This is a genomic window from Ideonella sp., assembly GCF_041287625.1.
In the GTDB taxonomy this organism is placed as follows: domain Bacteria; phylum Pseudomonadota; class Gammaproteobacteria; order Burkholderiales; family Burkholderiaceae_C; genus Ideonella.
Genome location: NZ_JBGGNH010000066.1, coordinates 83,410 through 100,162, shown reverse-complemented (window position 1 = coordinate 100,162; position 16,753 = coordinate 83,410). Strand labels below are relative to the sequence as shown.

The 16,753-nt window shown below is 67.2% G+C and carries 20 protein-coding genes; 8 read left to right on the top strand and 12 right to left on the bottom strand.

What is annotated here, in order from left to right; all coding sequences use genetic code 11:
* Positions 1-10: 10 nt before the first annotated feature.
* Genes ACAH41_RS24310 through mnmC form a run of 3 tightly spaced genes read left to right on the top strand, consistent with a single transcriptional unit; the run spans position 11 to position 3,868 of the window.
* Positions 11-865 (top strand): glycosyltransferase family 2 protein, encoded by an 855-nt coding sequence (locus ACAH41_RS24310; RefSeq protein ID WP_325648189.1) that lies wholly within the window; start codon positions 11-13, stop codon positions 863-865.
* Positions 866-875: 10 nt separating this feature from the next.
* Positions 876-1,850 carry a heme-dependent oxidative N-demethylase subunit alpha family protein gene (locus ACAH41_RS24305; protein ID WP_325648190.1) on the top strand — a complete coding sequence of 325 codons (975 nt, stop codon included), beginning with the start codon at positions 876-878 and terminating at the stop codon, positions 1,848-1,850.
* Entirely contained in the window at positions 1,847-3,868 is a 2,022-nt protein-coding gene (gene mnmC / locus ACAH41_RS24300; protein ID WP_325648191.1) for an FAD-dependent 5-carboxymethylaminomethyl-2-thiouridine(34) oxidoreductase MnmC, read from the top strand. The genes ACAH41_RS24305 and mnmC overlap by 4 nt, the downstream gene beginning before the upstream one ends.
* 29 nt (positions 3,869-3,897) lie before the next feature.
* Here the strand turns inward: mnmC and ACAH41_RS24295 are convergent, their stop codons facing one another.
* On the bottom strand, positions 3,898-4,092 hold the full coding sequence (locus ACAH41_RS24295; protein WP_141290799.1) for a hypothetical protein: 195 nt from the start codon (positions 4,090-4,092) through the stop codon (positions 3,898-3,900).
* Between the two features lie 137 nt (positions 4,093-4,229).
* Positions 4,230-4,892, bottom strand: a complete 663-nt coding sequence (gene rpiA, locus ACAH41_RS24290) for a ribose-5-phosphate isomerase RpiA (protein WP_325648192.1) — start codon at positions 4,890-4,892, stop codon at positions 4,230-4,232.
* A gap of 98 nt (positions 4,893-4,990) precedes the next feature.
* On the opposite strand from rpiA, the gene ACAH41_RS24285 reads away from it, so the two are divergent.
* Positions 4,991-6,034, top strand: coding sequence for a quinone-dependent dihydroorotate dehydrogenase (locus ACAH41_RS24285; protein WP_325648193.1), 1,044 nt, complete (start codon positions 4,991-4,993; stop codon positions 6,032-6,034).
* Between the two features lie 91 nt (positions 6,035-6,125).
* On the opposite strand, the gene orn is transcribed toward ACAH41_RS24285, so the two are convergent.
* Positions 6,126-6,686 carry an oligoribonuclease gene (orn, locus tag ACAH41_RS24280; RefSeq protein WP_325648194.1) on the bottom strand — a complete coding sequence of 187 codons (561 nt, stop codon included), beginning with the start codon at positions 6,684-6,686 and terminating at the stop codon, positions 6,126-6,128.
* A gap of 55 nt (positions 6,687-6,741) precedes the next feature.
* On the opposite strand from orn, the gene ACAH41_RS24275 reads away from it, so the two are divergent.
* Positions 6,742-8,019, top strand: coding sequence for a M48 family metallopeptidase (locus ACAH41_RS24275; RefSeq protein WP_325648195.1), 1,278 nt, complete (start codon positions 6,742-6,744; stop codon positions 8,017-8,019).
* Positions 8,016-8,957 (top strand): ribosome small subunit-dependent GTPase A, encoded by a 942-nt coding sequence (gene rsgA / locus ACAH41_RS24270; RefSeq protein WP_325648196.1) that lies wholly within the window; start codon positions 8,016-8,018, stop codon positions 8,955-8,957. The genes ACAH41_RS24275 and rsgA overlap by 4 nt, the downstream gene beginning before the upstream one ends.
* Before the next feature lie 2 nt (positions 8,958-8,959).
* Here rsgA and ACAH41_RS24265 read toward each other — a convergent pair whose 3' ends face one another.
* The 6 genes from ACAH41_RS24265 to rpsP form a co-directional block, all read right to left on the bottom strand.
* Entirely contained in the window at positions 8,960-9,955 is a 996-nt protein-coding gene (locus tag ACAH41_RS24265) for a CobD/CbiB family protein (RefSeq protein WP_325648197.1), read from the bottom strand.
* Between the two features lie 66 nt (positions 9,956-10,021).
* A complete protein-coding gene (locus ACAH41_RS24260; protein ID WP_370538574.1) occupies positions 10,022-10,717 on the bottom strand; it encodes a CoA pyrophosphatase in 696 nt (231 codons plus the stop codon).
* Between the two features lie 154 nt (positions 10,718-10,871).
* On the bottom strand, positions 10,872-11,225 hold the full coding sequence (gene rplS, locus ACAH41_RS24255) for a 50S ribosomal protein L19 (protein ID WP_141287537.1): 354 nt from the start codon (positions 11,223-11,225) through the stop codon (positions 10,872-10,874).
* 121 nt (positions 11,226-11,346) lie between these two features.
* Entirely contained in the window at positions 11,347-12,099 is a 753-nt protein-coding gene (gene trmD / locus ACAH41_RS24250; RefSeq protein WP_325648198.1) for a tRNA (guanosine(37)-N1)-methyltransferase TrmD, read from the bottom strand.
* A 56-nt stretch (positions 12,100-12,155) separates the two neighbouring features.
* Positions 12,156-12,821, bottom strand: coding sequence for a ribosome maturation factor RimM (rimM, locus tag ACAH41_RS24245; protein ID WP_325648199.1), 666 nt, complete (start codon positions 12,819-12,821; stop codon positions 12,156-12,158).
* Between the two features lie 29 nt (positions 12,822-12,850).
* The gene (gene rpsP, locus ACAH41_RS24240; protein ID WP_325648200.1) at positions 12,851-13,108 is read right to left on the bottom strand and encodes a 30S ribosomal protein S16; all 258 of its coding nucleotides are present in this window, start codon (positions 13,106-13,108) and stop codon (positions 12,851-12,853) included.
* A gap of 269 nt (positions 13,109-13,377) precedes the next feature.
* Here rpsP and ACAH41_RS24235 point away from each other — a divergent pair, with 269 nt between their 5' ends.
* Together ACAH41_RS24235 and ACAH41_RS24230 are read left to right on the top strand one after the other, a co-directional pair.
* On the top strand, positions 13,378-13,929 hold the full coding sequence (locus ACAH41_RS24235) for a GNAT family N-acetyltransferase (RefSeq protein ID WP_325648201.1): 552 nt from the start codon (positions 13,378-13,380) through the stop codon (positions 13,927-13,929).
* Positions 13,926-14,384: an NINE protein gene (locus tag ACAH41_RS24230; protein ID WP_325648202.1), complete on the top strand. Its 459-nt coding sequence runs from the start codon at positions 13,926-13,928 to the stop codon at positions 14,382-14,384. Before ACAH41_RS24235 ends, ACAH41_RS24230 begins: the two co-directional genes overlap by 4 nt.
* 43 nt (positions 14,385-14,427) lie before the next feature.
* Here ACAH41_RS24230 and ACAH41_RS24225 read toward each other — a convergent pair whose 3' ends face one another.
* The 3 genes from ACAH41_RS24225 to ACAH41_RS24215 all read right to left on the bottom strand — a co-directional run bounded on the left by ACAH41_RS24225 (position 14,428) and on the right by ACAH41_RS24215 (position 16,751).
* Positions 14,428-15,438 carry an inorganic phosphate transporter gene (locus ACAH41_RS24225; RefSeq protein WP_325648203.1) on the bottom strand — a complete coding sequence of 337 codons (1,011 nt, stop codon included), beginning with the start codon at positions 15,436-15,438 and terminating at the stop codon, positions 14,428-14,430.
* Positions 15,439-15,457: 19 nt separating this feature from the next.
* Positions 15,458-16,105, bottom strand: coding sequence for a DUF47 domain-containing protein (locus ACAH41_RS24220; RefSeq protein WP_141287535.1), 648 nt, complete (start codon positions 16,103-16,105; stop codon positions 15,458-15,460).
* A gap of 289 nt (positions 16,106-16,394) precedes the next feature.
* Complete coding sequence (locus tag ACAH41_RS24215; protein WP_325648280.1) at positions 16,395-16,751, bottom strand: DMT family protein; 357 nt, start codon at positions 16,749-16,751, stop codon at positions 16,395-16,397.
* Positions 16,752-16,753: the final 2 nt, after the last annotated feature.

Sequence of the window (16,753 nt, the reverse complement as noted above, 5' to 3'; positions counted from 1 at the left end):
CCGCCTCCTCATGACCGCTGCGAACCGCCCGAGTTGCACCTTGTGCCTCATCGCCAAGAACGAAGGCCGTTACCTGCTCGAATGGGTGGCCTACCACCGGCTGCTGGGCTTCGACCAGATCGTCATCTACGACAACGACAGCGACGACGACACCGCGGCCCTGCTCGCACCGCTGCAGCAGCACGGCCTGCTGGAAAGACGCTTGTGGTCGCTGGGTGCCAATGAATCACCGCAGACCACCGCCTATGCAGACGCGCTGGCCCGGTCCCAGACGGACTGGATGCTGTTCATCGATGCCGATGAATTCCTGGTGCTGCAGCAGCATGACTCCGTGGCGGACTTCCTCGCGCCACACCATGCAGACTCGGGCATTGGCGTCGTCGCGCTGAACTGGCGGCTATTTGGCGACAACGGCCTGACGGGCCATGACCCACGCCCGGTGACCGAGCGTTTTCAAATGGCCGCAGCGCTGGACTTTCCGGTACAGCACCACGTGAAGTGCTTTGTGCGCGTGGCACAGGTTCAAAAGCCCGTTCGGATCCATTTGTGGCACAGCCAAGGCCGCGCCGTGCATCCCTCTGGCCGAGCGTTGGAGACAACCGAATTGCAGGGGCAGTCGCGTGCCATTGAGTTCTCGGTCGCCCAGTTGAACCATTACTACGGCAAAACGCTGGAGGAATACCAGCACAAGGCCGCACGCGGCCGGGGCGGCGCGGGTCAGAACCGGCCCGAGGTCAAGTACCACTACGCCGAACACAAATTCCGCGCGCACAACCAGAATCGCCTGCCAGACACCAGCATCCAGCGCATGAGCGCCCTGTTGCAGCGCGAGTTGGCTCGCTTGCGGACCCTCACCGCGAGTTGAGCGCAGACCCATGGCCTTCGACTTCGATCACGCCGTTACCGCCCCATTCCGCATGCAACCGGGCCTGCGCCGCCTGGCGCCCGGCGCCGCGCAGTTCACACCCAATCGCCCCGGTGCCCGGCACCTGCAAGCCAAGCTGACCGTGCTGACCCGCGCGCCGCTGCAGGCCTTGATGCGGGTGCCCGACTTCGATGCCGGCCCGGCGCTGGCCGCTGTCGTGGCGCAACTGTCGGCAGAACACCCGCAAGCATTCGCGGCGCTGCCGGACGGCGGCCTTGGGGCCAGTTGGCTGGGCGTCTCGGTGGATACCCGTGGTGAGCTGCTGCAGACGCAAAACGCGATGGCCTCCGGCGTCTGGCAGTGCCTGCAGGCTCTGCCGCACGAGTGGCGCTTGGCCGGCCTGCTCGCGCTGGCGCTGGAAGAAGACCTGGCCATCGTCGACGGCAACAGGGCCACGCTGCCCTGGCTGGCGGTGGCCCTGCCTTCGCACTGGGCGCCTGCCGACAAACTGGGAAAGCACTTCGCCGAAGTACACGCCCCGGTGGCCGACAACAAGGTGCTGGTGGCCGCTGGCGAGCACCTGCTGCGCCTGGCCTGCGGCCCGGAGCGTTGGGAGCGCTTCGTGTGGAACATCACGCCGCACGCCTTGCTGGACCAGCACCCTGCCCGCCTGGCGGCAGCACAGGCCGCAGGCGAGACGCCCGCCGGCTGGCCCGAGCTCGCAGATGCAGATGAGCTCGCCGCCATGGCCTGGTTCCGCACCGAACGCCAGACCTTCCTGCCGCTGCCCGAGTTGCAGCAAGCCGTGTTCACCATCCACGTGCAGACCCAGCCGCTCTGCGAAGCGGTGGACGAACCGCCCAAGGCCGCGCTGCTGCGCGCCGCCATCGCCAGCATGAGCCCGGCCGTGCTGGCCTACCGCGGGCTGGCGAGTGCCCAGGTCCGCCTGCTGGCCTTCTGGGACAGGCACGCCCCCGCGCCGTGAAAACCGAACCGCTGCAGCCGGCGCACATCGTCTTCGACGACCCAGCGAACCCCGGCCAGGCCTGTGCGCCCGACTTCGGCGAGGCTTACCCCGCTGGCCCGCACGGCTGGGCGCGGGCGCGCAGGGTCTTCCTGGCCGGCAGCAACCTGCCGGCGCGCTGGCAAGGCCGCACGCGCTTCGTGATCCTGGAAACCGGCTTCGGCCTGGGCCACAACTTCCTCGCCACCTGGGCCGCCTGGCGCGAGGACCCGGCGCGCTGCGAGCGGCTGGTCTTCCTGTCGGTTGAAAAACACCCGGCAGGGCACGAAGACCTGGCCCGGGCACAGGCCGGTTGCCCGCAGCCAGCGCTGGCCGACCAGTTGCTCGTCCAGTGGCCGCCCGCCACGCCGGACCTGCACATACTCAGCTTCGAGCAAGGCCGGGTGCAATTGCTGCTGGCGCTGGGCGACGTGGGAACCTGGATGTCCGAATGGGTGGCGCAGGTCGATGCGTTCTACCTCGACGGTTTTTCGCCCGCCCGCAACCCGGCCATGTGGGAGCCTGCGCTCTGGCGCCAGTGCAGCCGGCTGGGCACGGCCGACACCACGCTTGCGACCTGGACGGTGGCGCAACTGGTGCACGACGGCCTGTCCGCAGCCGGATTTCTGCCGCAGCGGCTCGGAGGCGTCGGCCCCGAAGGCGAGATGCTGAGCGCCCGGCGCAGGCCCTTGCCGTCGCAGTCCACGCGCCTGCTGGCGGCCCCGGCCGGCCGGCGCGCCGCTGCACTGCCACAGGACGGCACGCCCGCCCGGGCGCTGGTCATCGGTGCCGGCCTGGCGGGTGCGTCGGCTGCCGCGGCGCTGGCCCGGCAAGGCCTGCAGGTGACGGTGCTGGAGCGCCAGCCAGCGCCCGCCAGCGAAACCTCGGGCAACGCGGCCGGGCTGTTCCACGGCGTGCTGCACCCGCAGGATGGCGCCCACGCGCAGCTGCTGCGCACCGCCGCGCTGCGTGCAGCCCGGGTGCTGGCGCCGCTGATCGCCAGCGGCCGGTTGCCGGGCCAGGCGGACGGCCTGCTGCGCACCGGCAGCGACGAACAAGACCTGCCCGCGATGCTGGCCATGGCCGAGCAACAGGGCCTGCCGGCCGCCTATGTACAGGCACTGTCGACCGGCCAGGCCTCCGCACTGGCGCAGCTGAGCTTGCCGGGTTCCGGCTGGTGGTATCCCGGCGGCGGCTGGGTGGACCCGGCAGCGCTGGTGCGGCACTGGCTGGCCACGCCTGGCGTGACGCTGCGCACCGGCCAGGCTGTCACAACACTGCGTCAGGAAGCGGCTCACTGGCGCGCCGAAGACCCGCAGGGTCTCGGCCTCGCCGAAGCCGATGTCGTGGTGCTGGCCGGCGCGGCGGACGGCCTGCCGCTGCTGGCGCCATGGACCGACATCACAAGCTGGACGCTGAACCGCCGCCGTGGCCAGGTCACGCAGCTGGATGGCTCGCAAGCCGCGGCGTTGGGACTGGCGCGCCCAGCGCATCCGGTCGCCAGCGGCGCCTATTTGCTCGACCTGGGCCAGGCCGGGCTGCTGTGCGGCGCGACCAACCAGCTCAGCGATGCAACCGACCGTGACGCCTCGCCGCGCGCCGCGGACCATTTGGCGAATCTGTCCCAGCTGGACCGCTTGCTGGGCCGCGAAGCGTCCGATGCCGAACTGGCTCAACGCGAGCAGATGGCGCCAGCGTTGAAAGGTCGTGTGGGTTGGCGGCTGACCGCCGACGACCGGATGCCAGTGCTGGGTGCTGTCCCCTTGCCCGCTGCGCTGCTGGCCGGGCATCGCCGGCTGGAGCAACCGCGGCAGGTGCCCCGGGTGCCGGGGCTGTATGTGCTGACCGCGCTGGGTTCGCGCGGCATCACCTTGGCGCCGCTGCTGGGCGAGGTGCTGGCGGCCTGGATCACCGGCGCGCCGGTGCCACTGTCGTCCAGCCTGCTGGATGCGATAGACCCGGCGCGCTTCGTGGCGCGGGCCGCAAGGCGCAGCGGCTGAAGGCCGGGGAACCCGCCCTGCCTGGCCGTTCAGGCGGCCGGTGAGCCACCTTCCGCGGCAGGTGCGCCGCCTTCTGCGGGTCCACCCTCGGCGCCGGCCTCCGCCTCGCCATCTTCAGGTTCCGGCGGCAGCCCCAAAGCCTTGCGCTGGGCTTTCTCTTCCTTCTTGCGCTTCTTCGCAAGTTCACGCTGGCGCTTTTCGTAGGAATAGTTCGGAGTGGCCATCAGTGAATCCTTTGATCTGAGAAAAACGCCCGCACGGTGGGATCGTGCGAACGGTGTCGGCCCGACGATACACCCGCGGCCTGAGAAGGCCGGAATGCCAGACCGCCACAAGCCCGGGCTTCGCAGGCCGAAGGGTTTCAGAACTGCAGCGTGCGCACACCTTCTGGCGTGCCCAGCAGGCAGACTGCGGCCTTGTGGCGCGCGAAGATGCCCACGGTCACCACGCCTGGCCACAGCGTGGCCTCGGCCTCCATCGCCAGCGGGTCGCGGATCTGCAGGCCGCGCACGTCCAGGATCAGGTTGCCGTTGTCGGTCAGCACGCCTTCACGCACCGTCGCCTGGCCGCCGTAGGCCTTGGTGAAGCGGCGCGCCACCTGCGCAGCGGCCATGGGAATCACTTCGACCGGCAGCGGGAAACCGCCCAGCACCTCGACCTGTTTGGAAGCGTCGGCGATGCAGATGAAACGCTCGGCCAGGTCAGCCACGATCTTCTCGCGCGTCAGTGCTGCGCCGCCGCCCTTGATCATGTTGCCGGCCGGGTCGATCTCGTCCGCACCGTCGATGTAGACCGGCAGCGATTCAACCTCACTGGCTTCCAGCACCGCGATGCCGTGCGCCTTGAGCCGTTCGGTGCTCTTGACCGAGCTGGACACCGCGCCGCGGATCTGGTCCTTCATCGTCGCCAGCGCGTCGATGAAACAGTTCACGGTGGAGCCGGTGCCCACACCGACGATGCTGCCGGGCACCACGTAGGCCAAGGCGGCCTGGCCAACCAGGGCCTTCAATTCGTCTTGCGTCATGGACTGGATTATCGCCGCTGCCTCCCTGGCAAACCCCGGAGAGCGAAGCCTGTCTGAGACAATCGCGGTCCCCGTTCGCCGCATTGCCGCCCTCGTCCATGGCCCTGATTCCCTACGCCCTGACCCGCCCGTTCCTGTTCGGCCTGGACCCGGAGTGCGCCCATGAACTGACGCTGGACAGCATCGCCAGGCTGCAGCACACGCCTGCCCGGCTGGCCTGGTCCCAGCGCCGCGTGGATGACCTGGTGACCGTCGCCGGCCTGCGCTTCCCGAACCGGCTGGGGCTGGCCGCCGGGCTGGACAAGAATGGCCGCTGCATCGATGGCTTTGGCGCGATGGGCTTTGGCTTCATCGAGGTCGGCACGGTGACGCCCAAGGCCCAGCCGGGCAACCCAAAGCCACGCATGTTTCGCCTGCCCGAGCAGCAGGCGCTGATCAACCGCATGGGCTTCAACAACGACGGCCTGGATGCCTTCGTTGCCAACGTGCGGCGCGCGCACAGCTTCCGCGCCGGCGGTGGCGTGCTGGGACTGAACATTGGCAAGAATGCCAGCACGCCGATCGAGAATGCGGTCGACGACTACTTGATCGGCCTGGCCGGCGTCTACCCGCATGCCGACTACGTAGCGGTCAACATCTCCAGCCCGAACACCAAGAACCTGCGTGCGCTGCAGAGCGACGAAGCGCTGGACGGCCTGCTGGGCGTGCTGGTCGCGCGCCAGGCGGAGCTGGCCACGCAGCATGGCCGGCGCGTGCCCGTGTTCCTGAAGATCGCACCGGACCTGGACGAGACGCAGATCCGGGTGATTGCTGCGACGCTGAAGAAGCACGGCATGGACGGCGTGATCGCCACCAACACCACGCTGAGCCGCGACGCGGTCAAGGGCTTGCGCCATGCAGAGGAAACCGGCGGTCTGTCCGGCAAGCCGGTGCGCGAAATGAGCAGCCAGGTCATCCGCGCGCTTCGCAGCGAACTCGGCGCCGGCTTTCCCATCATCGGTGCCGGTGGCGTGATGAGCGGCGAGGATGCCCGCGCCAAGCTGGCCGCCGGCGCGGACCTGGTGCAGGTCTACACCGGCTTCATCTACGCCGGCCCACCGCTGGTGACCGAAGCGGCCACCGCGATGGCGCGAAAAGGCTGAACAACGCCAGGCGGGGCCAGCGCCGGGCCGCCCCCAAGCGGCCCCGCCACCTGCTCGGCGGGTGGTCTCGTGTACCTGCGAGACCGGGTGCTCACACGTTCAACAGGTTCGTCCGGTAGTGGATGAGTTCGTCGATGGACTCATTGATGTCCGCCAGCGCGGTGTGCGCCTGGGCCTTCTTGAAGCCTTCCATCGCCGCCGGCTTCCAGCGCCTCGCCAGTTCCTTCAAAGTGCTGACGTCCAGGTTGCGGTAGTGGAAAAAGGCTTCCAGGCCACGCATGTAGTTGGCGAGGAACCGCCGGTCCTGGCAGATCGAGTTACCGCACATCGGGCTCTTGCCGGCCGGCACGTAAGCCGCCAGGAACTCGATCACGCGGGCTTCGGCCTCGGCTTCGGAAACAGTCGAGGCCTTGACCCGGTCGATCAGCCCGCTGCGGCCGTGCGTGCCTTTGTTCCAGGCGTCCATGCCGTCCAGGATGGCGTCGCTCTGATGCACCGCGAAGACCGGGCCTTCGATGCGCACGGTGAGTTGCGGGTCGGTCACGACAACCGCGATCTCGATGATGCGGTCCGACTCGGGCTTCAGGCCCGTCATTTCCAGGTCGATCCAGATCAGGTTCTGGTCGTTCTTGCTCAGCGTGTCGGTGCTCATGGGATTCCTTGATACGGGGCGGCCGCCATTGTCCGACAACATACACTGCTGCCCCATGCAAGCTGCCGTCGTTTCCCTGGCCTTTTGTGCCGCCCTGCTCGCTTCGCTGGGCGTCAAGTTCTGGCTGGCCACGCGCCAGATGCGCCATGTGCACCAGCACCGCGACGCGGTGCCAGCGCCGTTTGACGCGGTGATCCCGTTGCCGGCGCACCAGAAGGCCGCCGACTACACCGTCGCCCGCAACCGCTTCAGCCTGCTGACCGAGGCCTTTGGCGTGCTCACGCTGCTGGGCTGGACGCTGCTGGGCGGGCTGGACTGGCTCAACGTGCTGCTGCGCGACTGGATCGCGCAGCACTGGGGCGGCATGGCCTACCAGCTGGCCTTGTTTGCCGGCTTTGGGCTGATCAGCGGTCTGCTGGACCTGCCCTTCGAGTGGTATCGCACCTTCCGCCTGGAGCAGCGCTTCGGCTTCAACCGCATCACGCCGGCGCTGTTCCTGGCCGACATGGTGAAGAGCACGCTGCTGGGCGCTGTCATCGGGCTGCCGCTGCTGGCAGCTGTGCTGTGGGTCATGGCGGCCACCGGGACCTGGTGGTGGCTGTGGGCCTGGGGCTTGATGGTGGGTTTCATGCTGTTGATGCAGGTGCTGTATCCGACCGTCATCGCCCCCATCTTCAACAAGTTCAAGCCGCTGGCCGACACCGAGTTGGCCGAACGCGTGCAGGCGCTGATGCAGCGCTGCGGCTTCCAGTCCCGCGGCCTGTTTGTGATGGACGGCAGCCGCCGCTCGGCGCATGGCAACGCCTATTTCGCCGGCATGGGCCGCGCCAAGCGGGTGGTCTTCTTCGACACGCTGCTGGAGCGCCTGCAGCCGGCCGAGGTGGAAGCCGTGCTGGCCCATGAGCTGGGCCACTTCCACCACCGCCATGTGCGCAACCGCATGTTGACCGTGATCGCGATGAGCGGGCTGGGCATGGCCGCGCTGGGCTGGCTGGCCGGCCAGGCTGGTTTCTACCAAGGCTTGGGCGTGACGCCCAATCTGGTCGACACCCAGGCCGCGCCGAACAACGCGCTGGCGCTGTTGCTGTTCATGCTGGCCACGCCGCCGCTGATGTTCTTCATCGCGCCGCTGATGGCGCACTCTTCGCGCAAGGACGAGTTCCAGGCCGATGCCTATGCCTGCCAGCAGGCCAGCGGGCGGCAGCTGTCTTCTGCGCTGCTGAAGCTCTACGAGGACAACGCCTCGACGCTGACGCCGGACCCGGTCTACGCCCGCTTCTACTACTCGCACCCGCCCGCTTCCGAGCGCCTGGCTGCGCTGGCGCGCACATGAAGCCCGCAGGCAGCAAGGCCAAGGCGGCGGCGACCGGCGACACCGCGCTGGTGGTCGGCGCGCACGGGCGCCACGTGGTGATCGAAACCCCTTCTGGCGAGCGCATGCTGGCCCACGCCCGAGGCAAGAAGTCCGCCTGCGTGGTGGGCGACCGGGTGCAGTGGCAGCCGGCGGGGGACGAAGCGGTGGTCGAGGCCCTGGTGCCGCGGCGCAACCTGCTGATGCGCCAGGACGAATGGCGCAGCAAGTCGTTTGCAGCCAACCTGGACCAGTTGCTGGTGGTGCTGTCGGGCGAGCCGATGTTCAGCGAATCGCAGCTCACGCGCGCACTGATCGCCACCGAAGACGCCGGCATTTCCGCCACGCTGCTGCTCAACAAGATCGACCTGCCCACCGCAGCGCTGGCCCGCGAGCGCCTGCTGCCGTACAAGGCCATGGGTTTCACGGTGCTGGAGACGGCGCTGACCACGCAGCCTGAAGCCTCCATCGCGTTGCTCACGCCGGCCCTGGCCGGCAGGACCACGCTGGTGCTGGGCGCCAGCGGCATGGGCAAAAGCACCTTGATCAACCTGATGCTGCCGCAGGCGCAGGCGCAGGTTGGCGAGATCTCGCAGGCGCTGAATGCCGGCCGCCACACGACCACGACGACAACCTGGTACTGGCTGGACGCAGCCGACCGCACGAACGGCGGTGCGCTGCTGGATTCGCCCGGCTTCCAGGAATTCGGCCTGATGCACATCACGCCGCAGCGCCTGCCAGAACTGATGCCCGACCTGCGCAAGCACCTGGGCGAGTGCCGCTTCTACAACTGCACCCACCTGCACGAACCGGGCTGCGGTGTGCGCAGCGCAGTCGAACGCGGCGAGATCACCCCGTCACGCTACCGGTTGTACGAAGGCCTGTGGGCCGAGTTGTCGCAAGGTCAGCAGAAAGGCTGAGTTCAGCCGATCAGGTTGGCCAGCTTCAGCAGTGCCAGCAGCAGCATCCACAGCACCACCGAGCGCCAGACCAGGCCAACCACGCTGCCCAGGTGACCCAACTGCGGCGGCAGGCCCGGCGTGGAGCCTGTCGCGTCGGCAGCATCGGTTTCGGCAGCGCCGGCCGAGAAGCTCATCGACCGGTCGGGCGTGACGCCTGGTGCGGTCGCGCCCCCCAGCTGCACGCCGACGGCGCCCGCTGCAGCGGCCAGGATGATGCCTTCGTTGGCCCGCTTCCACAGCTCGGCATCCCGCCGCCAGCCAGCCACGGCTTCCTCGAAATTACCAACGACTGCGAAGCCGAAGGCCGTCAGCCGCGCCGGCACGTGGTCGATCAGGCTGAACAACTGCTGCGACAGGTCGCGCAAGCCTTCGTTGACCGCCAGGCCCAGCGAGCGGCTCTCGAAGGTCCAGTAGCGGCTGGCGAACTCGGCCATGCGGTAGGCCACTGCGCCGGCTGGGCCCAGGCCCAGCGCGGAGAACACGACGTAGCAGAAGAACACGCCGAACACGTGGCGGTGAGCCGCCAGCAGCGAATGCTCGATCACGTGGCGCAGCAACTCGGTGCGCGGCAGCTCGCTGGCGTCCAGGTGGCGCCATTCGGCGAGCAACCGGCGCGCCTGGTCTTCGTCGCCCCGCTCCAGCGCTTCGCGGATGTCGGTGAAGAAGTGGCTGAACTGGCGGAAACCCAGCGTCAGGTAGAGCATGGTCACGTCGAAGGCCAGCGCCAGCATGAAGCTGATGTAGCGCGCCAGCACCCAGTGCAGGGCGGCAGCCAGCGCAGCCGGCAGGATCACGGTGACAAACCAGACGACCTTGGCATGGTGCGGCTTGCCGGCGTCGAAATTGCGCCCGGCCCACCGCACCCACGAAGCCAACGCGTCATGGACCCAGTTGTCCCGAGGCAGGGGTTTGATCTGCTCGAGCAGCAACGCAAGGAGAACGGCGAAAAAGCTCATCGCCGAGCATGATAACCACCGGCCGTATGTTTCTCCGCGCAGCAGCGCTGGAATCGACCTGCCAGGTCAGACAACGAGCAAGTGGTAGAGGTTGCGCAACATCGCGGCGGTGGCGCCCCAGATGAAAAACTCGCTTCCGGCCGGCGATTGCCAGGGCATGGACAGGAACTGACGCTGCACGCCGCCGTTGTCGAAGCTGTGGTGCTGGTGGTGGGCCGGCGTCATCAGGAAGGCCAGCGGCACCTCGAAGGCCTCGGCCACCTCGAAAGCGTCCAGCTGTAGCGTGTGGTCCGGCGAGACCAGCGCCACGATGGGCGTCACCTGGAATTGCGTCACGGTGGCGTACACCGGCAGCCGGGCGATGACCTCCAGCTCGTTTGCCAGCAGCCCGATTTCCTCTTGCGCCTCGCGCAGCGCAGTGGCGACCACGTCGGCATCGCTGGGCTCCTGCCGGCCGCCGGGGAAGCTGATCTGGCCGGCGTGGGAGCGCAGATGCGCGGTGCGCCGGGTCAGCAGCACCTGCAAGCCCTCAGGGCGCTGCACCAGCGGCACCAGAACCGATGCGGCAGCGGGGCTGCGGTCCGACATGAAATCAGGCCGGGGACCGTCGCCTTGCAGGAAGGGCGTGGTGTGTGCCCTGGCGGCCAGGTGCTGGCGCAGCCAGTCCGGTTGCAGACGCTCTGGAGGCACTGGCGGCAGGTCGGCGTCGCTGTGCGTCACCGGACAGGCGCTGGGGTCCAGGATGGCCGTGGGCCGGGACAACGTCGCCGAAGGTTCGGCTGGCGAGACGGTCGCCGGGAGCTGGGAATCGGTCACCCGGGAAGCTTACGTCAGAAAAAACAAAAGCCGCCCGAAGGCGGCTTTGTGTGCGGTGCTGGCAAGGTACTGCAGCCGAGGGCCGCAGCCGAGCGGACGCTCAGGACAGTTTTTCTTTGATCCGAGCCGACTTGCCCGAACGCTGGCGCAGGTAGTACAGCTTGGCGCGGCGGACGTCGCCGCGGCGCTTGACCTCGATCGAGGCGATCAACGGGCTGTACAGCTGGAACGTGCGTTCCACGCCTTCGCCGCTAGAAATCTTGCGCACGATGAAGCTGGAGTTCAGGCCGCGGTTGCGCTTGGCAATCACGACGCCTTCGTAGGCCTGCACGCGCTTGCGGGTGCCTTCGACGACGTTCACGCTGACGATCACGGTGTCGCCAGGGGCAAACACCGGAATGGTCTTGTTCAGGCGAGCAATTTCTTCTTGCTCAAGGGTTTGGATCAGGTCCACAGGGTTCTCCAGAGGATCATGCCGGCGCGGTTGGTGGTGTGGCGCATCGAAGTCGCCTGCAACAGGAAAGGGCCCCTGTTGCTTGTCAATTCCGCCCGGCAGAGGATCGAAAAGCCTTCGATTATAGCCCAAGCTGCTCGAGGAAATGCTCATCCGCTTTGGAGAGGCGCCCAGCCGCCCTGGCGGCGGCTATCAGGTCCGGCCGGCGCCGGGCCGTCAGTTGCAGCGACTGCTCACGCCGCCACCGGGCAATCTGGGCGTGGTGCCCTGACAGCAGCACCGGCGGCACCGGCAGGCTTTCACCTTCTGGCGTGCTCAGCTGCTCGGGCCGGCTGTAATGCGGGCAGTCGAGCAGGCCGTCTTCGAAGCTGTCTTGCTCATGCGAGCGCGCGTCCGACAGCACGCCTGTCTGCAACCGCGCAATGCCGTCCAGCAGCGCCAGCGCCGGCAACTCGCCCCCTGACAGCACAAAGTCGCCCAGGCTCAGCTCCAGGTCCACGTGGCGGTCCAGGAAACGCTGGTCAATGCCCTCGTAGCGGCCGCACAGCAGCACCGCGCCGGGGCCACTGGCCATTTCGCGCAGCAAGGCCTGGTCGATCTTGCGGCCGGTCGGGCTGAAGTGGATCACCGGCGCCGCGCCGGCCTGCGCGCGCACCGCCACCAAGGCCCGCTCCAGCGGCTCGACCAGCATCACCATGCCAGGGCCGCCACCATAGGGACGGTCGTCGACACGGCGGTAGTTGTCGTCGGCAAAGTCGCGCAGCGGCCAGAGGCGCACGTCGACCTGGCCGGACTCGAATGCGCGCCGAGTGATGCCCTGCTGCAGGAACGGACCGAACAGATCGGGAAACAGCGTGATGACGTCGAAACGCACGGAAACTCCAGCGCGACAAGGACGCGGCGCAGCGCTTGGCGGCTGCGCCAGCGGCGTCAGTAGTCCAGGCCCCAGTCGACCGTGATGCGGCGGCTGGGCAGGTCCACGTTGTCGATGAAAGCGTCGACAAATGGGACTAAGCGCTCGGCCTCGTCGGGCTTCATCTCGGGCGTGGCATCGTCGCGGCGAATGCGCAGCACGCAATGCGGGCCGGTTTCGATCAGGTCGGTCACAACGCCCAGCGACGCGCCATCGCGGTTGACGACGTTCAGGCCGATCAGGTCGATCCAGTAGAACTCGTCGCTGTCGGCCGTGGGAAAACTGCTGCGCGAGACAAACACCCTGGCGCCGCGCAAAGCCTCGGCCGCATTGCGGTCCGGCACTTCCTGAGCCTGGGCGACGACCACGTCACCCTGCTCCTTGGCATGGGTGATCTTCAGCAGCGAGGGCAGCGGCGCGGCAACTGGCGCGGGTTTGGCTGCTGTGGCGGCCGAAGCCAGCTTGCTGGCAGCCTTGCCGACCGGTGGCACCCCTGTGGGGCGGCGCGCCGTTTCCGCGGCCGGCTTCAGGAACCAGCGGCGGGAAGAAAACAGGGCCTGGGGGTCGGCGGAAAAAGGCTGCACCTTGAACCCGCCCTTGATGCCCCAGGCGTCAAGGATGCGACCGACTTCGATCGCGTCCTCGGGCCAGGCGACCGCGTCCGAGAGGTCTTGAGACTGCATCGGACTCATGCGTTCGCTGGCAACCGCCATCAGGCGGCGACGACCTTGGCCTTGGCCGTGGACAGCAGACGCGTCACGGTTTCAGAGGCTTGGGCGCCGGTGCCTTGCCAGTAAGTCACGCGGTCCAGCGCGATGCGCAGGCCTTCTTCGCTTTCCTTGGCCATCGGGTTGTAGAACCCGACGCGCTCGATGAAGCGGCCGTCACGGCGGACGCGCGAATCAGCGACGACGATGTTGTAGAACGGGCGCTTCTTGGAGCCACCACGAGCCAGACGAATCACGACCATTTGTCGTTCCTTCAGGATCAAGAATAAGGTCGACCGTTTGCCCAGGAGACACCGCAAGACAAGCTGGCCATCTGCCGCACACGATGGGGTTTCACCCGAAACCCCTCGCCAACGTGCGGCACGTTGCATGTTTTTCCGGCCCCGTAGATACGCCGTGCATCCCTGCGTTGTGCGCCCCTCTGGAGTTGCCAGAACAAGCGCGCGCCAAGACGTCGACCGTGACCGAAACATGAGATTATAAGCGGCTGAACAGAAACATCCAAGTTGCCATGCCTGAGACTTCGTCCGAGCGCCTGCTCATCCGCCCGAGCATCGACGCCGACCTGCCCGCGATCACCGCGATTTATGCCGAGGCTGTGTTGAATGGCACCGGCACCTTCGAGCTGGAAGTGCAGGACGAAGCCGAGATGGGCAGGCGCCGGGCCGACGTGCTGGGCAAGGGCCTGCCGTGGCTGGTGGCAGAGCGCGGCGCGCAGGTACTGGGCTATGCCTATGCCAACCATTTCCGGCCGCGCCGCGCCTACCGCTTCTGCGTCGAAGATTCGATCTACCTGCACCCGGACGCCCGCGGCCAGGGCCTGGGCTCGCTGCTGCTGGCCGAGTTGATGGCGCGCTGCCAGGCGCTCGGGGCGCGGCAGATGGTCGCGGTGATCGGCGACAGCCGGAACCTGGGCTCGGTCGGTGTGCACCGCCGCGCCGGCTTCGAGCACACCGGGCTGCTGAAAAGCGCCGGCTGGAAGTTCGAACGCTGGCTGGACGTGGTGATGATGCAAAAAGCCCTGGGCAACGGGGACAGCCTGCCACCGGCGGCCGGCCTATGACGGCCTCGCCCTTGCGCGAACCTCGCTCGAAAACGCTGGCGACCTGGCTGGCCGTGGCCGGTGGTGTTCTTGGCGCGCACCGGTTCTACCTCCACGGCCGCAAGGACTGGCTGGGCTGGTTGCACCCGTGGCCGACCCTGGTCGGCCTGGCCGGCGTGGTGCGCATGCGCAACCTGGGCCAGGACGACATGCTGTCCTGGGTGCTGATCCCCTTTCTTGGCCTGATGCTGTCCTGGGGCATGATCAGCGCCATCGTCATCGGACTGACGCCGGACGAACGCTGGAGCGAAAAGCACGGCGCAGGCCAGCCGGTACAGGCAACGGCCTGGGGACCGATCCTGGGCGTGATCGTGGCACTGCTGGTCGGCGGCGCAGTGCTGATGGGCACCATCGCCTTTGGCGGCCAAAAATTTTTCGAGTGGCAACAGCTTCAGGCTGAAGCCGTCGGCAATTGAAAAGGCCTGCAGATGCAGGCCTTTTCAGGGGTGCGGCGCCAACTCAGAACAAGGACATGCTGAGCCAGTAGAACATCCCGGCCACGAAGGCCGCTGCCGGAATCGTGAAGATCCACGCCCAGACGATGTTGCTGGCCAAGCCCCAGCGCACTGCCGAAGGGCTGCGAACCGAACCCACGCCGACGATGGCGCCGGTGATGGTGTGGGTGGTCGACACCGGGATGCCCAGCGCCGTGGCGATGAACAGCGTCACCGCCCCACCCGTCTCGGCACAGAAACCACCCACCGGCTTCAGCTTGGTCAGCCGCTGGCCCATGGTCTTGACGATGCGCCAACCGCCAAACATGGTGCCGGCGCCGATCGCGATGTAGCAGCAGAAGATCACCCAGGTGGGCGGGGCGGTGGCATCGCTGGCCATGTAGCCACCCGCGACCAGCAGCATCCAGATGATGCCGATGGTCTTCTGCGCGTCGTTGCCGCCGTGGCCCAGCGAATACAGACCGGCCGAGACCAATTGCAGCCGGCGAAACCATCGGTCGACCTTGATCGGTGAGGTTCGCCTGAAGATCCAGGCCACGGCCACCATCATCAAGGAGCCGAACAGGTAGCCCAGCAGCGGTGAGACGAAGATGAACAGGACTGTCTTCAGGATGCCGCCCGCAATCAGCTTGCTGACGCCAGCCTTGGCCATCACCGCACCCATGATGCCGCCGATCAGCGCGTGCGAGCTGGACGAGGGGATGCCATACCACCAGGTGATCACGTTCCAGGTGATGGCGCCGATCAGCGCGCCGAACACCACGTGGTGGTCCACCACGCCGGGCTCGACGATGCCCTTGCCGATCATGCTGGCCACCTTCAGCTGGAAGATGCCGATGGCCACCACGTTGAAGAAAGCCGCGAACAACACCGCCTGCTGCGGCTTGAGCACGCCGGTGGAGACGACGGTGGCAATGGAATTCGCCGCGTCATGGAAGCCATTCATGAAGTCGAACGCCAGTGCCAGGATCACCAGCAAGCCGACGACCCACAGCGCTATCGAAACCGATGCCATGCGAACTGCGCCTCGCCGGTCAGGAGTTCTCGAGGACGATGCCCTCGATCAGGTTGGCCACGTCCTCGCAGCGGTCGGAGATGGTTTCCAGGTGCTCGTAGATGGCCTTCATCTTGATCAGCTCCCGGGTATCCTGCTCTTCGCGGAACAGGCGCGACATCGCGCTGCGCATCACGCGGTCGGCGTCGGATTCCAGGCGATCGATCTCCTCGCAGGTCTTCAGCGCGGCCTCGGTCACCTCGGCCTGGTTCAGGCGCGGCAGCAGCGTCACGGCATGCTGTACGCGCTCGCAGCACTTCAGCGAGATCTCGCCCAGCCTGCGCACGTCCTCGTTGACCCGCTGCACGTCGTACAGCGCCATCACCTCGCAGGAGTCCTGCATCAGGTCGATGATGTCGTCCATCGCGTTGATCAGGCTGTGGATCTGCTCGCGATCAATCGGCGTGATGAAGGTGCGGTGCAGCAGCCGGTTGACCTCGGTGGTGACCTTGTCGGCGGCATGCTCGTTGGCATCCACCTCGCCTGCGTACTTCTCGCGCAGGTCCGGCGTGTCGTAGTACTGGATCATGGCCAGGAAGGCGCGCGCACCTTCGGCGATGTACTTGCCGTGTTCGTTGAACAGCTCGAAGAAGTTGCCGTCCTGGGGCAACAGCTTGCCGAAAATCATCCGGATCTCCTGATGGGTGCGCGGGGCTCGCCGCCGCCCGGCAGCAGGCCCGATGAACGGGCAGCCGGCGCGACAAAACGCCACGGTGCAGCGGTGATGCGGCGCCGGCTAACTTGCCCGCGCCCTGCCCGCCTGCCGTGGCGTCACGAAAACTTCACCGATTTGTCATCGGCGAGTCAAAACGCGCATTGTAGTAAACCCGTGGTTACAGCGTTGCCTCGGCTGTCGGGGCTGCGCGACGCCAGCAGGCGCGGCGTGACGGATGGCGCAAGCCGCCGGAACGCAAGCCCTATCCGCGGAAGATGAAGTACACGGCTCCCAGCAGGCAGAAGCCGGCCCACAGGTAGTCCAGCTTCAGCGGCTGGTCCATGAAGAACACCGCGAACGGCACGAACACCGCGAGCGTGATGACCTCCTGCGCGATCTTCAGCTGGGCCAGGCTGTAGCCACCGGCATAGCCGATGCGGTTCGCAGGCACCTGCAGCAGGTACTCGAACAACGCAATGCCCCAGCTGGCAAACGCCGCCATCCACCAGGTCTTGCCGGCCTGATGCTTCAGGTGGCCGTACCAGGCAAAGGTCATGAAGAGGTTGGACAGGGTCAACAGCCCGAAGGTCTGGACCGCCAACGGCAGCTTGCTCAACATCT